This is a genomic window from Phytobacter ursingii (assembly GCF_001022135.1).
GTDB lineage: Bacteria > Pseudomonadota > Gammaproteobacteria > Enterobacterales > Enterobacteriaceae > Phytobacter > Phytobacter ursingii.
Genome location: NZ_CP011602.1, coordinates 398,290 through 422,065 on the forward strand (window position 1 = coordinate 398,290; position 23,776 = coordinate 422,065).

21 protein-coding genes, 1 tRNA gene, 3 rRNA genes and 1 other annotated feature are annotated in these 23,776 nt (G+C 50.9%); of the genes, 14 read left to right on the forward strand and 11 right to left on the reverse strand.

All coding sequences use genetic code 11. The annotated features are described in order from the left end of the window. Positions 1 to 20 precede the first annotated feature (20 nt). From AB182_RS05410 to AB182_RS05435, 7 genes are all read right to left on the reverse strand, one after another. Complete coding sequence (locus tag AB182_RS05410) at positions 21 to 2,249, reverse strand: replication endonuclease (protein WP_071845838.1); 2,229 nt, start codon at positions 2,247 to 2,249, stop codon at positions 21 to 23. 1 nt (position 2,250) lies between these two features. Continuing rightward, complete coding sequence (locus AB182_RS05415) at positions 2,251 to 2,472, reverse strand: TraR/DksA family transcriptional regulator (protein WP_047369206.1); 222 nt, start codon at positions 2,470 to 2,472, stop codon at positions 2,251 to 2,253. Next, positions 2,472 to 2,699, reverse strand: a complete 228-nt coding sequence (locus AB182_RS05420) for a DUF2732 domain-containing protein (RefSeq protein WP_047369207.1) — start codon at positions 2,697 to 2,699, stop codon at positions 2,472 to 2,474. Before AB182_RS05420 ends, AB182_RS05415 begins: the two co-directional genes overlap by 1 nt. Positions 2,700 to 2,766: 67 nt before the next feature. Further along, on the reverse strand, positions 2,767 to 3,105 hold the full coding sequence (locus AB182_RS05425; RefSeq protein WP_047369208.1) for a DUF5347 domain-containing protein: 339 nt from the start codon (positions 3,103 to 3,105) through the stop codon (positions 2,767 to 2,769). Next, the gene (locus AB182_RS30265; RefSeq protein ID WP_071845839.1) at positions 3,069 to 3,269 is read right to left on the reverse strand and encodes a phage filamentation protein Fil family protein; all 201 of its coding nucleotides are present in this window, start codon (positions 3,267 to 3,269) and stop codon (positions 3,069 to 3,071) included. Before AB182_RS30265 ends, AB182_RS05425 begins: the two co-directional genes overlap by 37 nt. Positions 3,270 to 3,276: 7 nt before the next feature. Then, on the reverse strand, positions 3,277 to 3,786 hold the full coding sequence (locus AB182_RS05430) for a phage regulatory CII family protein (protein WP_047369209.1): 510 nt from the start codon (positions 3,784 to 3,786) through the stop codon (positions 3,277 to 3,279). A gap of 50 nt (positions 3,787 to 3,836) precedes the next feature. Continuing rightward, entirely contained in the window at positions 3,837 to 4,190 is a 354-nt protein-coding gene (locus AB182_RS05435; protein ID WP_047369210.1) for a regulatory phage cox family protein, read from the reverse strand. Between the two features lie 120 nt (positions 4,191 to 4,310). Between AB182_RS05435 and AB182_RS05440 the strand changes: the two genes are divergently transcribed. The 6 genes from AB182_RS05440 (at position 4,311) to AB182_RS05465 (ending at position 10,285) form a co-directional block, all read left to right on the forward strand. Next, positions 4,311 to 5,147, forward strand: coding sequence for a phage repressor protein CI (locus tag AB182_RS05440; protein WP_047369211.1), 837 nt, complete (start codon positions 4,311 to 4,313; stop codon positions 5,145 to 5,147). A 9-nt stretch (positions 5,148 to 5,156) separates the two neighbouring features. Further along, positions 5,157 to 5,495 carry a DUF2511 domain-containing protein gene (locus AB182_RS05445; RefSeq protein WP_047369212.1) on the forward strand — a complete coding sequence of 113 codons (339 nt, stop codon included), beginning with the start codon at positions 5,157 to 5,159 and terminating at the stop codon, positions 5,493 to 5,495. A gap of 23 nt (positions 5,496 to 5,518) precedes the next feature. After that, positions 5,519 to 6,568 (forward strand): site-specific integrase, encoded by a 1,050-nt coding sequence (locus AB182_RS05450; protein ID WP_047369213.1) that lies wholly within the window; start codon positions 5,519 to 5,521, stop codon positions 6,566 to 6,568. A gap of 573 nt (positions 6,569 to 7,141) precedes the next feature. Further along, positions 7,142 to 8,212 carry a 3-deoxy-7-phosphoheptulonate synthase AroF gene (aroF, locus tag AB182_RS05455; RefSeq protein ID WP_047369214.1) on the forward strand — a complete coding sequence of 357 codons (1,071 nt, stop codon included), beginning with the start codon at positions 7,142 to 7,144 and terminating at the stop codon, positions 8,210 to 8,212. Positions 8,213 to 8,221: 9 nt separating this feature from the next. Then, entirely contained in the window at positions 8,222 to 9,343 is a 1,122-nt protein-coding gene (tyrA, locus tag AB182_RS05460) for a bifunctional chorismate mutase/prephenate dehydrogenase (protein ID WP_047369215.1), read from the forward strand. Between the two features lie 69 nt (positions 9,344 to 9,412). Beyond that, on the forward strand, positions 9,413 to 10,285 hold the full coding sequence (locus tag AB182_RS05465) for an SMP-30/gluconolactonase/LRE family protein (RefSeq protein WP_047369216.1): 873 nt from the start codon (positions 9,413 to 9,415) through the stop codon (positions 10,283 to 10,285). On the opposite strand, the gene pheA is transcribed toward AB182_RS05465, so the two are convergent. The 4 genes from pheA to bamD all read right to left on the reverse strand — a co-directional run bounded on the left by pheA (position 10,282) and on the right by bamD (position 13,032). After that, on the reverse strand, positions 10,282 to 11,442 hold the full coding sequence (gene pheA, locus AB182_RS05470; protein ID WP_047369217.1) for a bifunctional chorismate mutase/prephenate dehydratase: 1,161 nt from the start codon (positions 11,440 to 11,442) through the stop codon (positions 10,282 to 10,284). The genes AB182_RS05465 and pheA overlap by 4 nt on opposite strands. A gap of 22 nt (positions 11,443 to 11,464) precedes the next feature. Continuing rightward, positions 11,465 to 11,590: a sequence feature (Phe leader region), on the reverse strand. Next, a complete protein-coding gene (gene pheL, locus AB182_RS31785; RefSeq protein WP_103245904.1) occupies positions 11,542 to 11,589 on the reverse strand; it encodes a pheA operon leader peptide PheL in 48 nt (15 codons plus the stop codon). (Overlaps the previous feature by 48 nt.) 105 nt (positions 11,591 to 11,695) lie before the next feature. Next, a complete protein-coding gene (gene raiA, locus AB182_RS05475; protein ID WP_047369218.1) occupies positions 11,696 to 12,028 on the reverse strand; it encodes a ribosome-associated translation inhibitor RaiA in 333 nt (110 codons plus the stop codon). A 266-nt stretch (positions 12,029 to 12,294) separates the two neighbouring features. Next, entirely contained in the window at positions 12,295 to 13,032 is a 738-nt protein-coding gene (gene bamD / locus AB182_RS05480) for an outer membrane protein assembly factor BamD (RefSeq protein WP_047369219.1), read from the reverse strand. A 130-nt stretch (positions 13,033 to 13,162) separates the two neighbouring features. Between bamD and rluD the strand changes: the two genes are divergently transcribed. The 8 genes from rluD (at position 13,163) to AB182_RS05520 (ending at position 23,685) form a co-directional block, all read left to right on the forward strand. Further along, complete coding sequence (gene rluD, locus AB182_RS05485) at positions 13,163 to 14,143, forward strand: 23S rRNA pseudouridine(1911/1915/1917) synthase RluD (RefSeq protein WP_047369220.1); 981 nt, start codon at positions 13,163 to 13,165, stop codon at positions 14,141 to 14,143. After that, entirely contained in the window at positions 14,140 to 14,871 is a 732-nt protein-coding gene (gene yfiH / locus AB182_RS05490; protein ID WP_047369221.1) for a purine nucleoside phosphorylase YfiH, read from the forward strand. The genes rluD and yfiH overlap by 4 nt, the downstream gene beginning before the upstream one ends. Positions 14,872 to 15,000: 129 nt before the next feature. Continuing rightward, positions 15,001 to 17,574, forward strand: a complete 2,574-nt coding sequence (gene clpB, locus AB182_RS05495) for an ATP-dependent chaperone ClpB (RefSeq protein ID WP_047369222.1) — start codon at positions 15,001 to 15,003, stop codon at positions 17,572 to 17,574. A gap of 465 nt (positions 17,575 to 18,039) precedes the next feature. Further along, positions 18,040 to 19,581, forward strand: a 16S ribosomal RNA gene (locus AB182_RS05500). Positions 19,582 to 19,665: 84 nt separating this feature from the next. Then, positions 19,666 to 19,741, forward strand: a tRNA-Glu gene (locus AB182_RS05505). 219 nt (positions 19,742 to 19,960) lie between these two features. Continuing rightward, a 23S ribosomal RNA gene (locus AB182_RS05510) occupies positions 19,961 to 22,862 on the forward strand. Between the two features lie 95 nt (positions 22,863 to 22,957). Next, positions 22,958 to 23,073, forward strand: a 5S ribosomal RNA gene (gene rrf / locus AB182_RS05515). Together the 16S, 23S and 5S rRNA genes with 1 tRNA gene alongside form the textbook arrangement of a ribosomal RNA operon. 156 nt (positions 23,074 to 23,229) lie before the next feature. After that, positions 23,230 to 23,685 (forward strand): DUF4385 domain-containing protein, encoded by a 456-nt coding sequence (locus AB182_RS05520; RefSeq protein WP_047369223.1) that lies wholly within the window; start codon positions 23,230 to 23,232, stop codon positions 23,683 to 23,685. Positions 23,686 to 23,776 lie beyond the last annotated feature (91 nt).

Consider the following 23,776-nt stretch of genomic DNA (forward strand, 5'->3'; position numbering starts at 1 on the left):
GTTAATGAAATCGATGAATATTAAATGTCATCTCGGTGCTGCTTTGCTGCTAACCCCGCGACTCGATTTAAGATTTGTCTGGCCTGCGCCCGGTGTGACGGTGCTGCCGGGAAAATTTCACCAGTTGATGAACCACGGCACCATTTGCCGTTTATGCAACTTTTGCCACCGGCTATCAGGTGCAGGGCCTCACCCCGGCTGATGGTTTCACCGGTCGTGAGCTGTATCTCGTCTATTGTTCTGTCAATAGCAGCGCTTTGTTTATCCGTTCCGTGGACAAAATCACGTCTGGTGACCCGTTTTTTGTCCCTGAGTCTGGCCGTTAGCTTCCGCCTTTCACTTCGACTCAACGGTTTGGATAAATCCAGCTCCGGTGGATCGCTTTCGCTTCCCGTACAGTTATTGACAGAACTCCGAGAGGGCGCAGGAGCGCCCTTAACGTCAACGGCCAAATCAACGGCACGCTTCGGCACAATTTTCCACTGCTTGAGCCGGGTTAAAATCGGGGTTCCTGCGCCAACAGCGGAATCGTACACACCGCGAATGCAGACAGTTTCCTCACCATATTGGTTAAAGCCGGTGCGGGGCTCATACAACGTGCGCACCTGCAAATCATCGCGACGGACAAACGCGCCGCCCTGCGCATTGACATAGCCCGCCCAGTCACCGGCATCAGCGGCATCATGTACAGCGGCAAACTCCACGCTCAGACCGTGGGCGGTATCGGTGTCAGCCAGACGACGCAACTCACGGTAGACCGTCACCGGCGCACCGCCGATAAACTGAAACTGACGGATGTGCCAGCGCGCCGCCCATGCTGAAACGGCAGGGGCAGACTCTTTCAGGAGCTCACCACTTTCGTCATCGGTTTCACCATCAAGAGCATAGCCGTCGATATTCTTGGAAATGTATTTAGCGACATAGCCGGTAGCGCTGCCCTTTTCCGGGTCAATGGCCTCGGCATGAAAACGCGCCTTTTTGGCTTTATCACTTCTCAGTTCGTGGCGGTCTTCCTCCCACGCATAATCGCGAATGATGTTGCGCACACGCTCGACATCTTCCGGCAACATGAACATAAGCATGTGCCAGTGAGGTGTCCCGTCGTGATGAGGTTCGGCAACGCGTATGCCAAAAATGCGGATTTCTTCACGGTGTAGCTTTGCACGAATGCGCGCCCAAAGGCTGGTGAGATAAGTTTGTGTGTCCGACGGGCTGGCGCCGTTCCATTTGCCGTTACGGTAGCCCGCTTTGGTAGTGGCGTGATATTTAGACGGCGCTGTCAGCGTGTAAAACTCCCCGACATAACCGAGCTCATTGCAGATATTTTCAAACCCACGGATGCGGGTCATCAGCTCGCAACGGCGTATTGCCGGATTAGCGACAGAACCGTCGTATTTTTCAATCAGGCTGATGCGGTTGCCGTCTTCGTCTTCGAGCTCCAGCCCCTTGAGAAATTCGCGTGTGCGGCGCTTCTGCTCGCGCCAGTCTGTCACGCAATTTTTACTTGCGTAGGCGTGTTTTTTCTTGCTGACGTTGCCGATTGCAATTTGCAGATGCTCCCGCCATGACGCAGCAACACGGCGTAAACGACCACGCCACCATACATCGCTGAACATGCGCATGATGGCTGGCGCTGCCTTGTCCTGGTCAAAGTATTTTGTTGTCAGTCCCGCCCAATGAGGCGGGGTAACGCCGAATTGCAGTGCCATCAGTCCGGCGCGCATGTACCAGCCATGTAACGTTGCCAGCTCCCCGAGGTCAGAATCAGCGTCGTCATGCTCTGCTAATTCAGCGCGAATGAAATTAGCAATATCAGCGGCCAGCAAATCAATATCGGCGCGCGACATATCCGGTAGCCGGTTATATCTGGCGACCATATTGACCATGCGTGATGCCAGATATTGCATTAGCCGGGTATCAAAATGACCACCGAAAACAGTGGCTGATACGTTGCTGTTAATACCTGCGCACTCGTATTTTTTTGCGACCAGTTCCAGACGCGGCAATGCCTTTTTGCAAAAGCTGATTAAAAAGGCATTGGCTCGTTGGCTGCCCTGATTTTGCTCCAGCATTGCAGCAGTGCGGGAAATATCGAAACGCACACATTCAGGCTGGAGAGAAAGCACCTTTCTCGCATGCAGCAAAGCCGCGAACATACGGTCGCGGCGATGCTGTTGCTCATAGGTAAGATACGGACTGGCTATTGCTGACCGGGGAGTATTCCACGGATAAGCGAACTGAACCGCCAATTCATACCCCCCGATAATGTTTAGATTTGAGTTCCGTGACCTCCTGACAGGTCACACAAAAGGTCACGCCGGGAATCGCAATACGTCGGGCTTCCGGGATGGGTATGTCACATTCTTCGCAGAGAAAACGGGAAGGTGCAGCGATACGGCTGCGCACGTTACTGATGTGGCGTTCCCGGTCTTCCAGTTCGCGCTGTTGTGCTAAATCCATTGCGTCGGCCATTAGTGCAGCTCCTGTGATTCGTTTTCAAAGCGGGTGGCTTCACGTCGCAGCAATTCGGCGGCTTCTGTACCACTCATACCCTCTCTGGTGATATGGATAGCCAGTGCCTCAAGTCGGATGGAAACAGCGAGAGCACGGTCTTTGCGCTCTTCTTTTTTTGCATCTGTCAGTAATACGGCCAGCGCATCGCTGTCAGTGCTAAAATTACGGGATTCGGTATTACGCATAATTGACTCTCCTGATTTCGGGCAATAAGAAGCCCGGCGGGTTTACGCCATTAATTTGCTGTTTGGATTAATTCGGCATGGTTAGCCGTTTGGGAAATAAGCTCACTACTGCACGAAAATGATTCATCGCTGTAATAAGCGCTTTTCTCTCGTCAGTAGTCAGCTCACTTAATTCGAGCTCATGACGAGCCGCCGGTATTTTTGCCAGAAAGAAAATAGCGGCCAGCGCCCGATTATTTTCCTCAAATTGTGGGTCTCGTTTATCGCGCATATCATCGACAAAACGCTCAACCTCTTTCCAGCTATCGCCCCAATATTTCGCGCGCAGTTCAGCCACATGATTGAGACCGGTCAGACGCTGGCCCGCTTTTAACGGAACAGTCGCGGAAACAGCTTCGATAGCCATGATCCCCCCTGCTTTTGGGTAGAGAGACCAGCCAGTAGATCAGCTTGCGAGCGGTTCGGATGCCAGCGCTTGCCGTCTTTGCCTGCGATCCAACCGTGACCGTAATGCATTGCCGGACTTTGCTTAATGAGCAGTGATGCGAAAGATGGCTCAGTTTTCAACATAACCCCCTCACATAAGACCGAATGAGGCACCGATACCACTAACAGTATCAACTGCACTTGCCATCGCTGGGTTAGCCTGGAGTCGAGCTTGTAAGGCGAGAGCAGATAGCGAGAGCATTCGGATACCTGCATTAACGCTCTCAATCATATTGCTCTTCCGAGACGGGGTAAGACGTTCCATAGAAACGGCACCACTCGCCAGATCGCCGAGTTCACTCATGGCGCGCATGACATAGGTTTGTAGTTTATCTTTTGCCAGCTCATTGACCGGCACGCATGGCAGACAATGAATCTGAGCCAGAAAGCCATCAACGAGGGTCGAATCTTCGGTTAGGTCTGTCAGCGTCCAGATTTCGCGCGGCGTTAACTGGTGCGGCTGTTCCGGGTTGAGTTTGTTGTAAAGCGTATGCGGCTTGATACCGGCTTTATCCGCCAGCTCTTTCACGTTATGTGTGACCGCGAATTTTCTGCACGCATCATCAAAATGAGCATGTGACGAAACACGAAAATCTAACATGCTGTAACTCCCTTTAACTTGCAAAATCAAGTTCAGTTAAGCGATGACTGTTAGTTGATATAACGGCAATCGATAGCTTGCTGGGTCAGTTTGTCACGCCATGCTTTGACGTTGATAAGGGTGCGGCTACGCTTAGCGGCTTTTTCTTTGCTGGTAACATCTTTGGTGGGAGCTTTGAGAAGGACGCCCTCATCAATCCATTGCCAGACCAGACGCTCGCTAACGCCACGGGCGGCGGCGAAGTCTTTTACTGACATGGTGTCTAACATCGCTGTACGAATCATGTTTTGCATGGATAGCTGCATCATGGTTACAAGCGCGTTGAACTGACCAGCGTCTAGCAATACAGTTTGATTTTGTAAGTTTTGTGCGTCATGCAGCGTGATTGATTTTGCATCTGACATATCGCATTATCTCCTGTTGATTGTAGTGAACTGCAATGATGTGCATCGTGGTTGATAAACGTCACTTTAGTTCGCGAAATTTAATTTTGCAATGGCAAATATTAATTTTGGTGGCGAGACATGGCTAAATTTGGAGACGGGGCTGCACCGGCTATCGAAAGAATCCTTTCGGCTTATGGACTTAGCTCGCAAAAAGAGCTTGGCGAAAAACTTGGGATTTATGCCAATAACATAAGTAGTTGGCTTGCCAGAGATAGCGTGCCGGGCAATGTGTTTGTTGAGTGTGCTATTGAGACGGGCGCAGATATAGAATGGTTAGTAACAGGGGAACTTGCAAAAGCAAACTCAACTCGTGCGACCCTCAAGGGTCAAGCGCTCTATGAAGAGGTCATGGCTTCCGGTGGTAAACCTGTTCTGAGACGCATCCTTGATGCTTACGGTTTTTCTATGCAAAAGGAGCTTGGTGATCTACTCGGTATATCATCTGGAACGATTAGCACATGGGTACGGCGTGATTTTTTCCCCGGTGATGTAGTGGTTACTTGTGCTCTTGATACCGGTGTTTCGCTGGAATGGTTAGCAACCGGTAAAGGGCAAATGCGAACAAACAGGGAAGCGGTCACATCAGGTTATTCAATTAAAAAATCCCGCCTTGAATCTGGCGAGCTTAAGGATGCTGGCGCATGGCATCCAGACCCCTCGATGATACCCTCTGATTCAGAGGAGTTGATTTTTGTTGAAGGTGTGGGCTCCTCTTGGCTTGTCGACCGTTCGGCTTCGAACATAAGCAATGGGCGTTGGTTAATTGATATCGACGGTGCTCTTGATGTTTTTGATGTGATTCGTCTTCCTGGAGGAAAAGTCAGGTTGTCTAATAAAACTGCTGAGTTTGAATGCAATATTTCAGACATCAAGCCTGCCGGGTCTGTAGTTCTTACATTGGAAAAACACGTATAAGGAGCAGTAATGAAAAAGTATTTATTAATGATGGTCTGTATCGCACTTTCTCCATCAGCCTTAGCCGCAGAGAAGTTTAAAGAGATTGATAGTAAATCTTTTGGTGATAAATGGCCGCTGACCTTTGAGCATGCAAAAGTATCATGTGTAAATAGTCACTACGTTTTTGTTTATGACATTGATACGGATGAACGCTATCCCTTAAGCGGCATGGCTAAGAACGCCGTCAAGTCTGGAAAAATGGAAGGGCGAGATTTAAAAGAAGTGCTAAAAAAAGACCCTAACGATCCATTAGAGCGAGCTGATATTGGTCCTGTTTTCAGTGAAGCCATAGCGCTTTGTGAATAATAAAATTCGGCCTCGGTGTAGCTATGACAGTTAGTAAGCAAAAAAATGGTAAATGGTTATGCGAGCTTTATCCAAACGGTAGGGAAGGGCGGCGTATACGCCGTCAATTCAATACCAAAGGTGAGGCCGAGGCATTCGAATCATTTACCAAAAGCGAGAGTGAAGATAAACCGTGGCTCGGCAAGAAAGAAGACCGCCGACGCTTAAGCGAGATTATTCAGCTTTGGCACAATTTGCACGGTCAGGCGTTAGTCGCCAGTAAGTCGCGGTTAGCTAAGCTTCAAATTGTATGTAACGGGTTGGGCGACCCTATTGCATCTCGTCTTACCGCTAAAGATTGGGCTCATTACCGTGACCGTCGATTACGTGGTGAAATAGACAACGGCTATCACAAAGACCCGGCGAAGTGGATCGCCAAACCTATAACTGTCAATCGCGAGCAGCAATACCTCGAAGCAGTGTTCAATGAACTGCGACGATTAGGGGAGTGGAGTTTACCCAATCCACTGGACGGGATTCGCGTATTCAAAGAAGCTGAGAAAGAAATGTCCTGGCTAACTTTGTCTCAGTTCCCGGAGCTGTTCCGAGCCTGTGAACAATATGGCAAAGAAAATCTTACGATGATTGTTAAGGTGTGCCTGGCTACCGGCGCACGATGGGGAGAAGCCGAGAGGCTTACACGCCCCCAACTTTCTCCCTACAAGCTGACCTTCACCAAAACCAAAGGTAAGAAGAATCGCACGGTTCCGATTCCTAAATGGTTGTACGACGAGTTGTCCGAACGTCAGGGCAGGATGTTTAAGCCCTGCTATCAAGAGTTCAAGAAGATGCTCAAACTAACGAACATTGAGCTGACGGAAGGGCAGAAGACTCACGTTTTGCGTCATACTTTTGGTGCGCATTTTATGATGAACGGCGGAAATATACTGGTGCTGCAGAAAATTCTCGGACACGCCAATATTCGAGAAACAATGAAGTATGCGCACTTTGCTCCTGACCACCTTGAACAAGCTGTAACCCTCAATCCATTATCGCTGTATGTTGGCGACAATATGGCGGCAGAGGTTGCATAGCATTGCAATTCATTGCATTAAAAATTACTTTAACTAGTTGTTTTATATGGTAAGTGGTTGTTTGTTATGGTGTGTTAATAGGAGCGTCTTAACTAAGATTCGCTTTCGCGACATCCTGTTAAAAAGGGCTGGCCTGTGGGCTGGCCCTTTTTTTATGGTCTGAAGAGGGGGAAAGCAACTGCATTTACCCGGACGATTATGAAAGGAGATGTTTATCCGGAATCTCAGCCACTAAATCACATTCTTACCTCCAGCGTGTTTACTGGCGACAGTTGCTTCGTCGTCAAAACCTGCGCAACTTCCCTGCTATCAATGCTCGTTACCCCGGCATAATCGCTTGCCCTTCCTGATATTTTCGCGCAAGCATCTAACCTCAGACTTACTTTCTGTATGGACAGAGAGATCTTTAGATGTAATAAATTATTTACACATTTTTCCCGATTAATGAGGCTTTAAATTGTATTGTAAAGATAAATGTACGTATTTTGGATTGAATTCTTTACTAACTATGGTATTGTGTCACCTCCTCACTGAGGAATAACTATCGCAAACGAGTCATACAGGATCACCATCATGCAAAAAGACGCGCTGAATAACGTACACATTACCGACGAACAAGTTCTGATTACTCCGGATCAGTTGAAAGCCGCTTTTCCGCTGAGCATTGCTCAGGAAGCGCAGATCGCGCAGTCTCGTCAGACGATTTCCAGCATCATTGCTGGCGAAGATCCTCGTTTGTTGGTCGTCTGTGGCCCTTGCTCAATTCATGATCCTGAAACCGCACTGGAATATGCTCGTCGATTTAAAGCACTTGCCGCTGAGGTCAGCGATAGCCTCTATCTGGTGATGCGCGTCTATTTTGAAAAACCCCGTACCACCGTCGGCTGGAAAGGGTTGATTAACGATCCTCACATGGATGGCTCGTTTGATGTAGAGGCCGGGCTGAAAATTGCTCGCCAGCTATTGGTGGAATTGGTCAACATGGGGCTGCCGCTGGCAACCGAAGCGCTCGACCCGAATAGTCCGCAGTACCTGGGCGACCTGTTTAGCTGGTCCGCCATTGGTGCGCGCACAACTGAGTCACAGACTCACCGTGAAATGGCCTCTGGCTTGTCGATGCCCGTGGGCTTCAAAAACGGCACTGACGGTAGCCTGGCAACGGCGATTAACGCAATGCGCGCGGCAGCAATGCCGCACCGTTTCGTCGGTATTAACCAGGCTGGTCAGGTTTGCCTGTTGCAAACGCAAGGTAATCCCGATGGCCACGTGATTCTGCGCGGCGGTAAAGCGCCAAACTACAGCCCTGCGGATGTCGCTCAGTGTGAAAAAGAGATGGAGCAGGCGGGACTCAAGCCAGCGCTGATGGTAGATTGCAGTCATGGCAATTCGAATAAAGATTACCGTCGCCAGCCTGCAGTGGCTGAGTCGGTTGTTGCGCAGATCAAAGACGGAAACCGTTCAATCATTGGCTTAATGATTGAAAGTAATATCCACGAAGGCAATCAATCTTCCGAGCAGCCGCGTAGTGAAATGAAATACGGTGTATCCGTCACCGATGCATGCATTAGCTGGGAAACCACCGAGGCGTTGCTGCGTGAAATCGGCAATGACTTGCGCAGTAGCCTTGCGGCACGTCTGGCTTAAGAGGATGTTATGGTTGCAGAACTGACCGCGTTACGCGATCAAATAGATGAAGTCGATAAAGCGTTGCTGGAACTACTGGCGCGTCGTATGTCACTGGTTGCTGAGGTCGGTGAAGTAAAAAGTAAATACGGCCTGCCGATCTATGTTCCGGAGCGTGAAGCCTCAATGCTGGCGTCCCGTCGTCAGGAAGCCGAAGCCCTGGGGGTGTCGCCGGATTTGATTGAGGATGTTCTGCGTCGCGTTATGCGTGAGTCCTATTCCAGTGAAAACGACAAAGGGTTCAAAACGCTTTGTCCTTCGCTGCGGCCGGTAGTACTTGTCGGCGGCAACGGACAAATGGGACAGTTGTTTGCCAAAATGCTGACGCTATCTGGCTACCAGGTTCGTATTCTGGAAAAAGATGACTGGTCGCAGGCGCAGGCTATCGTCGCTGATGCGGGCATGGTTATTGTGAGTGTCCCTATTCATATCACTGAAAAAGTGATCGCCCAACTCCCGCCGTTACCGGACGACTGCATCCTTGTCGACCTGGCGTCAGTAAAAAGCGGGCCGCTGCAGGCGATGCTGGAAGCTCATAAAGGGCCTGTTGTCGGTTTGCACCCGATGTTTGGTCCTGACAGCGGTAGCCTGGCGAAACAGGTTGTCGTATGGTGTGATGGCCGAAACCCGGATGCTTATCAGTGGTTTCTGGAACAAATTCAGGTATGGGGGGCGCGTCTGCATCGTATCAGCGCCGTTGAACATGACCAGAATATGGCGTTTATCCAGGCGTTACGCCACTTTGCCACCTTTGCTTATGGGCTGCATCTGGCAGAGGAGAATGTACAGCTTGAGCAGTTACTGGCACTTTCGTCGCCTATTTACCGCCTTGAACTGGCGATGGTGGGCCGTTTGTTTGCCCAGGATCCGCAGCTCTATGCCGACATTATTATGTCATCGGAGAATAACCTGGCGCTGATCAAGCGCTACTATCAGCGTTTCGGCGAGGCGATTAGTCTGCTGGAACACGGTGACAAGCAGGCGTTTATTGATAGCTTCCGGAAAGTAGAGCACTGGTTTGGCGATTATGCCAAGCGCTTCCAGAGTGAAAGTCGCGTCTTGCTGCGCCAGGCGAATGACAGCCGCCAATAAATAAAAAGCCGTTTATACTGAAAAGCCAGTGGCATATACCGCTGGCTTTTTTCTTTGTAAGGGACAGATATGGCTGAACCGCAACTGCTGTTTGATTATACCGGGCACCTGCCGGAATGCCCGACATGGAGTGAAGAGGAGCAGGCGCTCTGGTGGGCCGATATTCTTGAAGGTGAGCTCCATCGCTACCACCCTGACACTGGTGAACACTCGGTGCTTTGTTTTCCCGAGGAGGTTGGCTGCTTTGCATTGAGGGAGAAGGGCGGTTTTATTGTCGCGATGCGTAACGCTATCTGGCTCGCAGATAAGCGAGGGCTGCTGGTACAGAAAGTGTGCGATAATCCGTCAAACCCGCAACTGGCGCGTTTTAACGACGGCGGCACCGATCATCTTGGCCGTTTCTACGCAGGCACATTCTGGGGGCCGGGTGATTACAACGGCGCGCTACTGATGCGTATTGATAATGATCTTAAACCCACTGTTATCCAGTGTGATATCCAGGGCCATAACGGTCTGGCATTTAGCCACGACAAACAGTGGATGTTTACCTCTGATACGCCAAATGGCGTTATCTATCGAACGCCGCTGGATGAGCAGGGGGAGCCCGGCGCGCGTGAAGTGTTCCGGCGATTTCAGCCCGGTGAAGGGATCCCTGACGGTGCGGCAATGGATATGGAAGGTTGTTACTGGAGCGCTATGTTTGATGGCTGGCGTATTGCACGATTTTCGCCGCAGGGAGAGCAACTGGCGGAGTATCGTCTGCCTGTGCGTTGCCCGACAATGGTCTGCTTTGGTGGTGTTGATATGAAAACGCTGTTTATTACGACCACGCGGGAGAATATGGATGCACAGGAGGTAGCAGATTATCCACTTTCGGGGGCGATCTTCACCCTACCGGTGGAAGTGGCAGGAGTGAAGAAATCAGCCTTTATAGAACGTTAAGCCGGATCGACAGGCACGACGTTTTCGCTGGGATAACAGCCCAGCACCTTAAGCGAGCGGGTAATGGATGTCAGCTCGCGAAGGGCCTTTTGCACATCCAAAGCGTGTAAATTCGCCTGAATATCCAGGTAGAACATCTCTTCCCATGGGTTGCCGTGGATCGGGCGCGATTCGAGTTTGGTCATGATCAGATTGTGATTACGCAGCACCAGTAATGCTTCAACCAGCGCACCAGCTTGTTGGCCGGTTGCAATCAGCAGTGTGGTCTTGGCTGGCACCTGATCGGAGACATCAATCGCTTTACGGGCGAGCACCACAAAGCGAGTGATATTCTGCGCTTGGTTTGCCAGGTTACGCTCCAGTACCTGTAATCCATACAGCGCACCACCGGCTTCATTACCCAGAGCGGCCACGTGTGGAGAGTTTTCCTGCGCCACGCGTTCCATGGCGGAGGAGGTACTTTCGCAATATTCAATTTTCCAGTGCGGGTAGCGATTCAAAAACTGGCTACATTGCTGGAAAGGTTGCGGATGGCTGTAAACGGTCTGGATTTTATCCAGATCGGTTGAGCCGGATACCAGTACGCAGTGATCAATTGGCACCGTCAGCTCACCCACAATCGACAGACTGGTGTGCTGCAGCAAATCGTAAACGTCATTGATTGCCCCGGAACTGGTGTTTTCCAGCGGCACGACGGCATAGTCGGCCTGGCCGGTTTCAACCTGATTAAAGATATCGTGAAACTTAAGACAGCCGCTCTCGATAAATTGCTCAAAATGGCGGGCGGCATACTGACGAGCTGCCAGATGCGAGTAAGAGCCTTTCGGGCCGAGGAAGGCGATTCGGGCTGAATGGGGGTTAATTTTGTTGAGATGCTGCTGGAGTAGTGCCTGCTGCGTAAGAACGGAGTCTTCAATAATTAACTGGAACAGGCGGGTAATATAATGCGCATCAAGATGGTGCGTTTTACCTAATTCAATCAGGCGTTCCAGCAAGTCGCGTTCACGGTCAATGTCCCGCACAGGACGGTGAGAAGCCAGTTTTGCTTTACCCACCTCGACTGCCAGTTGACGCCGCTCGGCTAACAGGGAAAGTAACTGCTCATCCAGGGCGCTTATTTTTACACGTAAATCCAGTAAAGGGTTATCCGCTGTCATGTTGTTGCCTTAATTGTTATCAATAAAAAAGGCCTCCCGGAGTGGGAGGCCTTGTTGTTCGTCTTCGCATTCTTTATCACAAAACGAATCGCCTCCCGGTCAGGGGAAGGTAAAAAAGAATGCGAAGAAGAACGGAACATGTTTCATGGAGATTTCCTTTTGAGTGTGCAGACTAAAGTACCTGTACTGTTTTCTCTCTGTCAATAAAAAACGCGCCCGAAGGCGCGTTGCTGATTAACTCAATACTGTAAGGTTATTCTTCTTCAACGAAGTCCGCGTCTTTCACCGACGTTGTGGCGCGACGCGCTTCACCCTTGTGCTGCACTTTATTGAGCTGCCGTTCCAGCTTGTTGATCAAATCATTAATAGCGGTATACATATCTTCGTGTTTGGCGCTGGCGACAAGATGTCCGTTTGGCGTATTAATAGTGGCATCTGCGATGAAGCCCTGCGGTTCTTTCGACAGGATGATATGTGGATTAATAAGATGTGTTTGCCATTTATCCAGTTTGGCGAGACGGTCTGCGACATGTTGGCGAATTGCTGGGGTGATTTCCATTTGTTTGCTGGTAATGTTCACTGTCATAAATTTTACCTCTTGTCTTTCCGTCTTGGTGATTCCAGCATACCTCGGCCAATGTCAAAATGTGTGATTTAAATCACATTATTTTGTCACTTTTTGTCAAGGGCAATGTTTTGTGAGGCAGGACAGGAAGAGGGCAAATATTACTTGTCGAAGTCCGGATTACCCGTCATAGTTGATAGGATGACTTGAAGCTAAACCGATTCAGCTCTGCCTTTCAGGCATAAAAAACGGCAGCTCAGGGCTGCCGTTTTGCGTTTAAGGATGACTCAACTGCTTTGACCGTTGCTGGCAATAATTTTTGCCACTTTGTCGGCCTGAGCGGTCATCTGCATTTCGCGGTATGCATTTTCCATCAGCGGGAGCGCATCGCGCGTTGCTTTGGTATCCGGGAAGTCACGCATCATACCTTCAACACGATTTACCACGGCGACCCATGCACCACGCTTAGTGTAGTACTCAGCAACAGAGTATTCATACTTCGCGAGGCGGTCTTTCAGGAAAACCAGTCGTTTGGTTGCATCGGTAACGTATTGACTACGTGGGTAGCCACGAACCAATTTAGAGAAATCTTTAAATGCTTCACGCGCATGTTGCGGATCGCGATCGCTGCGATCAACGCCGAAGAACCCCTGCAAGGCGCTGTCATCTAACGCCATGTTAGTCAAACCACGCATATACATGACATAATCAATGTTAGGATGGGTTGGGTTCAGACGTATAAAACGGTCGATTGCGGCCTGAGCCAGCGGGAGATCTGCATTTTTGTAATAAGCGTAGATCAGATCCAGCTGCACCTGCTGCGAGTAAGGTCCGAACGGATAACGGTTATCCAACGCTTCCAGTTGCGTTATGGCTGCCTTCCAGTTACCGTCTTGCAGTTTTTGCTGGGCAGTCGCGTAGATTTCATTTGGCGGATTATCAGGCACCACTTCCTTTGAACCGGAGCAACCCGCCAAAGCCAGGCTCAACGTGGCGGCTGCCACCAGATATTTCATGCGCGTCATGACGATTAGACTTTCCTCAGAATGTGTATGCGGGAGATTGTCTTTCCTGCTCCCGACTAAGACCAGCTACAATAGCACACTATATTAAACGGCAAAGCCGTAAAACCCAACGTTAACGAAGAAGCTGTATATGGCACAACGAGTACAACTCACCGCAACGGTTACCGAAAATCAACTCGGTCAACGCTTAGATCAGGCTTTGGCCGAATTGTTCCCGGATTATTCGCGTTCGCGTATAAAAGAATGGATTCTCGACCAGAAAGTACTGGTCAATGGCAAAATGTGTGACAAACCCAAAGAAAAAGTGTTGGGTGGAGAAAGCGTTGCTATTAACGCTGAGATTGAAGAAGAAGCGCGTTTCGAACCACAGGATATCCCGCTCAATATCGTCTATGAAGATGACGACATTATTGTAATCAACAAACCGCGTGATTTAGTGGTTCATCCGGGTGCTGGTAACCCAGACGGGACGGTACTCAATGCGTTATTGCATTATTATCCCCCTATCGCTGATGTTCCGCGCGCCGGGATTGTTCACCGTCTGGACAAAGACACGACCGGTCTGATGGTGGTGGCAAAAACGGTTCCTGCTCAGACGCGTCTGGTGGAGTCTTTGCAACTGCGTGAGATCACCCGGGAATATGAAGCGGTGGCGATCGGTCACATGACGTCTGGTGGCACGGTTGAAGAACCTATCAGCCGCCACCCGACTAAACGTACGCATATGTCCGTGCATCCGATGGGTAAACCGGCGGTGACGCACTATCGCATCATGGAACATTTCCGCATTCACACGCGTCTGCGTCTGCGTCTGGAAACCGGGCGTACCCACCAGATCCGCGTGCATATGGCACACATCACGCATCCGCTGGTGGGTGACCAGCTCTATGGTGGCCGCCCGCGTCCGCCGAAAGGTGCGTCGGAGGAGTTCATTGCTGCGTTGCGTAAGTTCGACAGACAAGCGCTGCATGCAACGATGCTTCGTCTGTACCATCCGATCACCGGCATTGAGATGGAATGGCATGCGCCGATCCCTCAGGACATGATCGACCTGATTGATGCCATGCGTGCCGACTTCGAAACTCATAAGGATGATGTGGCCTGGTTATGACCAAACTGATTGTCCCTGACTGGCCGCTGCCTTCTGGCGTAGCGGCATGTAGCTCTACACGTATTGGAGGGGTGAGCCAGCCACCTTATGACTCACTCAACCTGGGGGCGCACTGTGGCGATGACCTCGTGCATGTTGAGGATAACCGCAAACGGATGTTCGCGGCAGGTCAGCTTCCGTCGAAACCGGTCTGGCTTGAACAAGTTCACGGTAAGGATGTCCTGAAACTTACCGGTGAGCCTTATGCCAGTAAGCGTGCCGATGCGTCGTACAGCAATACGCCGGGGACAGTTTGTGCAGTAATGACCGCGGACTGCCTGCCGGTGCTGTTTTGCAATCGTAATGGCACCGAAGTGGCAGCGGCTCACGCGGGGTGGCGTGGTCTCTGCGCCGGTGTGCTGGAAGAGACCGTCGCCTGCTTTGCTGATAAACCGGAAAATATTCTTGCCTGGCTGGGGCCTGCTATTGGGCCTGATGCTTTCGAGGTCGGCCCGGAAGTGCGCGATGCTTTTATGGCAGTTGAGTCTATTGCAGACAGGGCATTTCGTCCGGCAGGGGAAAAATATTACGCGGATATCTATACCCTCGCCCGTCAGCGCCTGACAAGCGTCGGCGTGACGCAAGTCTTCGGCGGAGATCGCTGTACTTTCAGCCAAAAGGGTGATTTTTTCTCATATCGTCGCGACAAAAACACGGGTCGTATGGCAAGTTTCATTTGGCTGATATAACCTAACGAATCAAGACGATCCGGAACGTGTAACTTTCTTTTCGCATAATTCAGGTCATTCACCTTGAATAATTGAGGGATGACCTCATTTAATCTCCAGTAGCAATTTTGACCTGTTATGGGGGGAGTTATGCGTCTGGATCGTCTTACCAATAAATTCCAGCTTGCTCTTGCCGATGCCCAGTCGCTTGCACTGGGGCACGACAACCAATTCATCGAACCTCTTCATTTAATGAGCGCCTTGCTAAATCAGGAAGGGGGATCGGTACGTCCTTTATTAACCTCTGCTGGCGTTAACGCCGGGCAATTGCGTACGGCTATTGAGCAGGCGTTAAGCCGTTTGCCTCAGGTGGAGGGCACCGGTGGCGATGTTCAGCCTTCGCAAGACCTTATGCGAGTGCTGAATCTCTGCGACAAGCTGGCGCAGAAAAGAGGGGACAACTTTATTTCGTCAGAGCTTTTTATTCTGGCGGCGCTTGAATCACGCGGTTCGCTTACTGACCTGCTGAAATCAGCCGGTGCGACGACGGCAAATGTGACTCAGGCAATTGATCAAATGCGTGGAGGTGACAACGTGAACGATCAAGGGGCCGAAGATCAACGTCAGGCCTTGAAAAAATACACGGTCGATCTGACCGAGCGTGCTGAACAAGGCAAGCTCGATCCAGTTATCGGGCGTGATGAAGAAATTCGCCGTACCATTCAGGTATTGCAGCGTCGTACTAAAAACAACCCTGTTCTTATTGGGGAGCCTGGCGTCGGTAAAACCGCCATTGTGGAAGGGCTGGCACAGCGTATTGTTAACGGCGAAGTCCCGGAAGGTTTAAAAGGCCGTCGGGTACTGGCGCTGGACATGGGGTCGCTGGTGGCCGGGGCGAAATACCGTGGTGAATTTGAAGAGCGCTTAAAAGGCGTGCTTAACGACCTCTCCAAACAGGAAGGTAACGTTATTCTCTTTATCGATGAGTTGCACACCATGGTGGGCGCGGGGAAAGCAGACGGCGCAATGGATGCCGGGAATATGCTGAAACCGGCGCTGGCGCGTGGTGAGCTTCACTGCGTAGGGGCAACGACGCTTGATGAGTATCGCCAGTACATCGAAAAAGACGCAGCACTGGAACGTCGCTTCCAGAAAGTGTTTGTCGCTGAGCCTTCTGTTGAAGACACCATCGCAATTCTGCGTGGCCTGAAAGAGCGTTATGAGCTGCATCATCACGTGCAGATTACTGACCCGGCGATTGTGGCTGCCGCGACGTTATCGCACCGCTATATTGCTGACCGCCAGTTACCGGACAAAGCTATCGATCTGATCGATGAAGCGGCGTCCAGCATTCGTATGCAGATTGACTCTAAGCCGGAAGAACTGGACAGACTGGATCGCCGTATTATCCAGCTCAAACTGGAGCAGCAAGCGCTGCTGAAAGAGTCGGATGATGCCAGCAAAAAACGTCTGGAGATGCTCAACGACGAGCTTTCTGATAAAGAGCGGCAATATTCCACATTGGAAGAAGAGTGGAAGGCTGAGAAAGCTTCGCTTTCTGGTACTCAAACGATTAAGGCTGAGCTTGAGCAGGCGAAAATCGCTATTGAGCAGGCGCGCCGTGTTGGCGACCTGGCGCGGATGTCTGAGTTGCAGTACGGCAAGATCCCGGAGCTGGAAAAACAGCTGGAAGCGGCTACCCAGTTTGAAGGTAAAACGATGCGTCTGTTACGTAATAAAGTGACGGATGCAGAAATTGCCGAAGTGCTGGCGCGCTGGACCGGGATTCCTGTTTCCAGAATGATGGAAGGCGAACGAGAAAAACTGCTGCGTATGGAGCAAGAACTGCATCAGCGTGTGATTGGCCAGGATGAAGCTGTTGAGGCCGTGTCGAATGCCATCCGCCGTAGCCGTGCCGGGTTGTCCGATCCAAATCGGCCGATTGGCTCCTTTCTGTTCCTTGGGCCGACCGGGGTGGGGAAAACCGAGCTGTGCAAATCGCTGGCTAATTTTATGTTTGATAGCGATGACGCCATGGTACGTATCGATATGTCTGAGTTTATGGAAAAACATTCGGTATCGCGTCTCGTCGGTGCTCCTCCGGGATATGTTGGCTATGAAGAAGGTGGCTATCTGACAGAAGCGGTCCGCCGCCGCCCTTACTCCGTCATTTTGCTTGACGAGATTGAGAAAGCGCACCCGGATGTATTCAACATTCTGTTGCAGGTGCTGGATGATGGTCGCCTGACCGACGGGCAGGGGAGGACGGTGGACTTCCGTAACACGGTTGTCATTATGACTTCTAACCTGGGATCGGATTTAATTCAGGAGCGATTTGGCGAACTGGATTACGGTCACATGAAAGAGCTGGTGTTAGGTGTGGTCAGCCATAGCTTCCGTCCGGAATTCATCAACCGTATAGATGAAGTGGTAGTGTTCCATCCGCTTGGTGAAAAACACATTGCCTCTATTGCTCAAATCCAGTTGCAGCGTTTGTACAAACGGCTGGAAGAGCGTGGCTATGAAGTTAGTCTTTCCGATGAAGCCTTGAAACTGCTGAGCGAGAATGGCTTTGATCCGGTGTATGGTGCACGGCCTTTGAAACGTGCAATTCAACAGCAGATTGAAAACCCGCTGGCGCAGCAAATTTTGTCTGGCGAACTTTTACCGGGCAAAATAATTCAGTTAGTTGTGAAAGATGATCGGATTGTGGCAGTGCAGTAAGTCACAAAACAGCAAAAACGAGCCTCCAGGGGCTCGTTTTTGTTTAAAAACCAGGCAAGAATTGCCTTTCAATATCTGTTTTGCCTGGAAAGTGAGCGAACGATAATTTTTTTGAATTTTATACTTGTCACTTCACAAGAACTCCCTATAATGCGCCTCCACTGACACGGAACAACGGCAAGCAAGCCGCCGGGTCAGCAGGGTTCTCAGGCGAATGCCGGTGAGAAGCCCGCAGAGAAAAGTAAAAATAAATACTTGACTCTGCAGCGGGAAAGCGTAATATGCACACCCCGCGCCGCAGCGAAAAACGAAGCGGCACTGCTCTTTAACAATTTATCAGACAATCTGTGTGGGCACTCAAAGTGACATGGATTCTTAATGTCTTCGGACAATAAATGAATACCAAGTCTCTGGAGTGAACACGTAATTCATTACGAAGTTTAATTCTAAGAGCATCAAACTTTTAAATTGAAGAGTTTGATCATGGCTCAGATTGAACGCTGGCGGCAGGCCTAACACATGCAAGTCGAACGGTAGCACAGAGGAGCTTGCTCCTCGGGTGACGAGTGGCGGACGGGTGAGTAATGTCTGGGAAACTGCCCGATGGAGGGGGATAACTACTGGAAACGGTAGCTAATACCGCATAACGTCGCAAGACCAAAGAGGGGGACCTTCGGGCCTCTTGCCATCGGATGTGCCCAGATGGGATTAGCTAGTAGGTGGGGTAATGGCTCACCTAGGCGACGATCCCTAGCTGGTCTGAGAGGATGACCAGCCACACTGGAACTGAGACACGGTCCAGACTCCTACGGGAGGCAGCAGTGGGGAATATTGCACAATGGGCGCAAGCCTGATGCAGCCATGCCGCGTGTGTGAAGAAGGCCTTCGGGTTGTAAAGCACTTTCAGCGGGGAGGAAGGCGATACGGTTAATAACCGTGTTGATTGACGTTACCCGCAGAAGAAGCACCGGCTAACTCCGTGCCAGCAGCCGCGGTAATACGGAGGGTGCAAGCGTTAATCGGAATTACTGGGCGTAAAGCGCACGCAGGCGGTCTGTCAAGTCGGATGTGAAATCCCCGGGCTCAACCTGGGAACTGCATTCGAAACTGGCAGGCTTGAGTCTTGTAGAGGGGGGTAGAATTCCAGGTGTAGCGGTGAAATGCGTAGAGATCTGGAGGAATACCGGTGGCGAAGGCGGCCCCCTGGACAAAGACTGACGCTCAGGTGCGAAAGCGTGGGGAGCAAACAGGATTAGATACCCTGGTAGTCCACGCCGTAAACGATGTCGACTTGGAGGTTGTGCCCTTGAGGCGTGGCTTCCGGAGCTAACGCGTTAAGTCGACCGCCTGGGGAGTACGGCCGCAAGGTTAAAACTCAAATGAATTGACGGGGGCCCGCACAAGCGGTGGAGCATGTGGTTTAATTCGATGCAACGCGAAGAACCTTACCTGGTCTTGACATCCACGGAATTCGGCAGAGATGCCTTAGTGCCTTCGGGAACCGTGAGACAGGTGCTGCATGGCTGTCGTCAGCTCGTGTTGTGAAATGTTGGGTTAAGTCCCGCAACGAGCGCAACCCTTATCCTTTGTTGCCAGCGGTCCGGCCGGGAACTCAAAGGAGACTGCCAGTGATAAACTGGAGGAAGGTGGGGATGACGTCAAGTCATCATGGCCCTTACGACCAGGGCTACACACGTGCTACAATGGCGCATACAAAGAGAAGCGACCTCGCGAGAGCAAGCGGACCTCATAAAGTGCGTCGTAGTCCGGATTGGAGTCTGCAACTCGACTCCATGAAGTCGGAATCGCTAGTAATCGTGGATCAGAATGCCACGGTGAATACGTTCCCGGGCCTTGTACACACCGCCCGTCACACCATGGGAGTGGGTTGCAAAAGAAGTAGGTAGCTTAACCTTCAGGAGGGCGCTTACCACTTTGTGATTCATGACTGGGGTGAAGTCGTAACAAGGTAACCGTAGGGGAACCTGCGGTTGGATCACCTCCTTACCTTAAAGAACCTGCCTTTGCAGTGCTCACACAGATTGTCTGATGAAAAGTGAATAGCAAGGCGTCTTGCGAAGCAGACTTTGTGTCCCCTTCGTCTAGAGGCCCAGGACACCGCCCTTTCACGGCGGTAACAGGGGTTCGAATCCCCTAGGGGACGCCACTTGCTGGTTGTGTGAGTGAAAGTCGCCTGCCCTGCTATCTCAAAACTGACTCACGAGTCATGTTTGAGATATTTGCTCTTTAAAAATCTGGATCAAGCTGAAAATTGAAACGACACACAGTGTCTGTTCTCCGTAATAAGAACAGATGACGGTGTGTTCGAGTCTCTCAAATTTTTACAGCGCGAGGATGAATCGAAAGAAACATCTTCGGGTTGTGAGGTTAAGCGACTAAGCGTACACGGTGGATGCCCTGGCAGTCAGAGGCGATGAAGGACGTGCTAATCTGCGAAAAGCGCCGGCGAGGTGATATGAACCTTTGACCCGGCGATGTCCGAATGGGGAAACCCAGTGTGTTTCGACACACTATCATTAACTGAATCCATAGGTTAATGAGGCGAACCGGGGGAACTGAAACATCTAAGTACCCCGAGGAAAAGAAATCAACCGAGATTCCCCCAGTAGCGGCGAGCGAACGGGGAGCAGCCCAGAGCCTGAATCAGCTTGTGTGTTAGTGGAACGGTCTGGAAAGTCCGGCGATACAGGGTGACAGCCCCGTACACGAAAGCACACAGGTTGTGAGCTCGATGAGTAGGGCGGGACACGTGGTATCCTGTCTGAATATGGGGGGACCATCCTCCAAGGCTAAATACTCCTGACTGACCGATAGTGAACCAGTACCGTGAGGGAAAGGCGAAAAGAACCCCGGCGAGGGGAGTGAAAAAGAACCTGAAACCGTGTACGTACAAGCAGTGGGAGCACCTTCGTGGTGTGACTGCGTACCTTTTGTATAATGGGTCAGCGACTTATATTCTGTAGCAAGGTTAACCGAATAGGGGAGCCGAAGGGAAACCGAGTCTTAACTGGGCGTTAAGTTGCAGGGTATAGACCCGAAACCCGGTGATCTAGCCATGGGCAGGTTGAAGGTTGGGTAACACTAACTGGAGGACCGAACCGACTAATGTTGAAAAATTAGCGGATGACTTGTGGCTGGGGGTGAAAGGCCAATCAAACCGGGAGATAGCTGGTTCTCCCCGAAAGCTATTTAGGTAGCGCCTCGTGAATTCATCTCCGGGGGTAGAGCACTGTTTCGGCTAGGGGGCTATCCCGGCTTACCAACCCGATGCAAACTACGAATACCGGAGAATGTTATCACGGGAGACACACGGCGGGTGCTAACGTCCGTCGTGAAGAGGGAAACAACCCAGACCGCCAGCTAAGGTCCCAAAGTCATGGTTAAGTGGGAAACGATGTGGGAAGGCACAGACAGCCAGGATGTTGGCTTAGAAGCAGCCATCATTTAAAGAAAGCGTAATAGCTCACTGGTCGAGTCGGCCTGCGCGGAAGATGTAACGGGGCTAAACCATGCACCGAAGCTGCGGCAGCGACACTATGTGTTGTTGGGTAGGGGAGCGTTCTGTAAGCCTGCGAAGGTGTGCTGTGAGGCATGCTGGAGGTATCAGAAGTGCGAATGCTGACATAAGTAACGATAAAGCGGGTGAAAAGCCCGCTCGCCGGAAGACCAAGGGTTCCTGTCCAACGTTAATCGGGGCAGGGTGAGTCGACCCCTAAGGCGAGGCCGAAAGGCGTAGTCGATGGGAAACAGGTTAATATTCCTGTACTTGGTGTTACTGCGAAGGGGGGACGGAGAAGGCTATGTTAGCCGGGCGACGGTTGTCCCGGTTTAAGCATGTAGGCTGGTTATCCAGGCAAATCCGGATAATCAAGGCTGAGGTGTGATGACGAGTCACTACGGTGATGAAGTAACAAATGCCCTGCTTCCAGGAAAAGCCTCTAAGCATCAGGTAACATCAAATCGTACCCCAAACCGACACAGGTGGTCAGGTAGAGAATACCAAGGCGCTTGAGAGAACTCGGGTGAAGGAACTAGGCAAAATGGTGCCGTAACTTCGGGAGAAGGCACGCTGATATGTAGGTGAAGTCCCTGCGGACGGAGCTGAAATCAGTCGAAGATACCAGCTGGCTGCAACTGTTTATTAAAAACACAGCACTGTGCAAACACGAAAGTGGACGTATACGGTGTGACGCCTGCCCGGTGCCGGAAGGTTAATTGATGGGGTTATCCGTAAGGAGAAGCTCTTGATCGAAGCCCCGGTAAACGGCGGCCGTAACTATAACGGTCCTAAGGTAGCGAAATTCCTTGTCGGGTAAGTTCCGACCTGCACGAATGGCGTAATGATGGCCAGGCTGTCTCCACCCGAGACTCAGTGAAATTGAACTCGCTGTGAAGATGCAGTGTACCCGCGGCAAGACGGAAAGACCCCGTGAACCTTTACTATAGCTTGACACTGAACATTGAGCCTTGATGTGTAGGATAGGTGGGAGGCTTTGAAGTGTGGACGCCAGTCTGCATGGAGCCAACCTTGAAATACCACCCTTTAATGTTTGATGTTCTAACGTGGACCCGTGATCCGGGTTGCGGACAGTGTCTGGTGGGTAGTTTGACTGGGGCGGTCTCCTCCCAAAGAGTAACGGAGGAGCACGAAGGTTGGCTAATCCTGGTCGGACATCAGGAGGTTAGTGCAATGGCATAAGCCAGCTTGACTGCGAGCGTGACGGCGCGAGCAGGTGCGAAAGCAGGTCATAGTGATCCGGTGGTTCTGAATGGAAGGGCCATCGCTCAACGGATAAAAGGTACTCCGGGGATAACAGGCTGATACCGCCCAAGAGTTCATATCGACGGCGGTGTTTGGCACCTCGATGTCGGCTCATCACATCCTGGGGCTGAAGTAGGTCCCAAGGGTATGGCTGTTCGCCATTTAAAGTGGTACGCGAGCTGGGTTTAGAACGTCGTGAGACAGTTCGGTCCCTATCTGCCGTGGGCGCTGGAGAATTGAGGGGGGCTGCTCCTAGTACGAGAGGACCGGAGTGGACGCATCACTGGTGTTCGGGTTGTCATGCCAATGGCATTGCCCGGTAGCTACATGCGGAAGAGATAAGTGCTGAAAGCATCTAAGCACGAAACTTGCCCCGAGATGAGTTCTCCCTTGTCCTTTAAGGACACTAGAGGAACGTTGAAGACGACGACGTTGATAGGCCGGGTGTGTAAGCGCAGCGATGCGTTGAGCTAACCGGTACTAATGAACCGTGAGGCTTAACCTTACAACGCCGAAGATGTTTTGGCGGATTTGAGAGATTTTCAGCTTGGATTACAGATTACATCAGAACGCAAAGCGCGGTCTGATAGACAGAATTTGCCTGGCGGCTTTAGCGCGGTGGTCCCACCTGACCCCATGCCGAACTCAGAAGTGAAACGCCGTAGCGCCGATGGTAGTGTGGGGTCTCCCCATGTGAGAGTAGGGAACTGCCAGGCATCAAACAAGTGAAGAGCCCATCCTGAAGGATGGGCTTTTTGCGTTTTCATCCCCTGTGAATACCTTTCTGATAGTTTTCTCTTTCTCCAGCCTGCATAGCAATGCACGTTAAATAGCCTATCCTTATCCATTCGGGATGTTTAAGGAGGTGTTATTTGACTCGTCATTCCTTTAATTACGAGCAAGATTTCGCCAGCATTAATTTCCGTGAGCATCCTGAACGCTATCAGGTAGGGCGTGGCGAACAAGGCGTTTTGCTGATTGAGCCCTATAAGAGTGAAATCTTGCCCTGGTGGCGCTACAAAGACCCTGAATCTGCCACAAAATCAGCCGAAAAAATTTATCAGTTATTCGAAACCTATCGGCAGCAAGATGATTTTGTTGGCATGGATATGGCCCGTAAATTTATACAAATGGGCTATACCCGAGCACGGCGCTACGCCAACTATAAAGGGGGTAAAAAATATGCTGAGGACGGCAGCCTTCACCAAAGAGGAAACGATCCGGTAAAAGCCGCAGCAGCGGCAATCTTTAAAAAATGGTGGGATAAAATCCGCCAGGATGAAGATTATCTCCGACGTAAGCGCGAACATATCATGCGCTGGGGATAAGTGCATTCTTAGGCTAACATTCTGAAATGGTAGCAGGCAAACTATTAACACTGTATTTACTTTTTACCCCGGCGTAATCTGATTTATATAA